Genomic DNA, 1,476 nt, shown 5'->3' with positions numbered 1-1,476 from the left:
CCCCCGGACACCTACACTCGAGTGGGGGGCGCCCGGGTCAGTTGTTTATACCCGCCCGGGGGGCGGCTGGGGGGTGGTGTTTGCGCGGCTGGCTCCCCCCGTATTCCGGGGGGTCGAGGACAAGGATACGGGTGCGGCCTCGGGCATCAACAACGCCGTCTCGCGCATCGGCGGCCTGATTGCCGTGGCGGCGATGGGATCGCTGGCGGCCTGGGTCTATGCTGGCGTGCTCGGCACCGCTGCCGGCTCCGGCATTCCGGGTTTCGGCGAACCGCCGCCAGCCGGCCTGGCGCCCGGCCTCGATGCGGCACGACTTGCCGCCAGCGACGCGGCATTCGCCGCCGTTGCCGCGGTGACCGCGGTGCTTTGCCTGCTTTCGGCAATCGCCGCGTGGACGACGGTTTCCGGCGAGCGGCTGCCATGGGCGCGCGACACGGCGAATCAGCACGGCTGACGACGAAAAACGTCGGCTCAGCCTTCGATCTTGGCGCTCGCGACCTTCAACTGATTGCTGTCTTCCTGCTTGAGCAGGTCGTCGATGCGTTCGCGCTCGCGCTTGAAGGCGACGAGGTCGTCGCCCTTCAGCGTCTTGCCGACCGGTAGGCGGACGCGCATCGAATCGACCTTTGTGCCGTTGACGATCAGTTCGTAATGAAGATGCGGACCGGTGGAGAGGCCGGTTGAGCCGAGATAGCCGATAACCTGACCCTGGCGAACGCGAACACCCGGCTCGATGCCTTTGGCAAAGGCGCTCTGGTGATTGTAGGACGTCTCGTAGCCATTGGCGTGACGCAAGATGATCTGCTTGCCATAGCCACCGGCCCAGCCGGCTTTTTCGACGACGCCATTGCCCGCGGCAATAATCGGCGATCCCACGGGAGCTGCCCAGTCGGTGCCGGTATGCATTTTCACATACCCCAAAATGGGGTGGCGCCTGGCACCGAACCCTGACGTAAATCGGCCATTGGGCAACGGATTGCGCAGCAGAAACTGCTCGGCGCTGCTACCATTTTCGTCGAAGTAGTCGGTGCTGCCGTCCTGCATCTGGAAACGGTAGAAATTTCGCGTCGTGCCGCCGAAAGTCGCGGAGACGTAAAGCAGCTCGGATTCGTCAGACGCCTGGTCGTCGCCATCGGGCTGCGAGAACAGCACCTCGATGCGGTCCGTGGGATTGAGGCGCGACTGAAAGTCGACACTGGATGCCAGCAACTTGATCAGTCGTTGCGTCATCGCCTTGGACATGCCGTAGGAATAGGCGGTGCGGTAGATGCCGTCATAGACGTTCGGCAGATTGCCGCGCACTACGGGCGCAGGCGAATCGTCGAACGCCGTCAGCAATTCGGGATTTGGCTCCGGCTCCTGCGCCGGCACGTACTGGTCGTGGTCGTCGAGTGCGATGGTGACGATGTGCTGGGTCCTGTCGTACACGCTGGTGCGAACGATCTTGGCGGCGTCGCCATGGACCTCAAGCCCAAC

The 1,476-nt window shown here is 64.0% G+C and carries 1 protein-coding gene and 1 pseudogene (1 of these 2 only partly in view); one reads left to right on the top strand and one right to left on the bottom strand.

The window, feature by feature from the left end; all coding sequences use genetic code 11:
* Positions 1-454, top strand: a pseudogene (locus NKI41_RS32390) (hypothetical protein); the annotation flags it as partial.
* 17 nt (positions 455-471) lie between these two features.
* Here NKI41_RS32390 and NKI41_RS32385 read toward each other — a convergent pair.
* On the bottom strand, positions 472-1,476 hold the 3' portion of the coding sequence (locus NKI41_RS32385; protein WP_352448415.1) for a M23 family metallopeptidase. The gene runs 954 nt beyond the window's last position; only the last 1,005 of its 1,959 coding nucleotides appear in the window; the start codon falls outside the window, past its right edge; its stop codon occupies positions 472-474.

It is taken from the genome of Mesorhizobium sp. M0601 (genome assembly GCF_040320845.1).
In the GTDB taxonomy this organism is placed as follows: Bacteria; Pseudomonadota; Alphaproteobacteria; order Rhizobiales; family Rhizobiaceae; genus Mesorhizobium.
The sequence above is the reverse complement of the archived record's forward strand: the minus strand, read 5'-3'. Positions and strand labels throughout refer to the sequence as shown.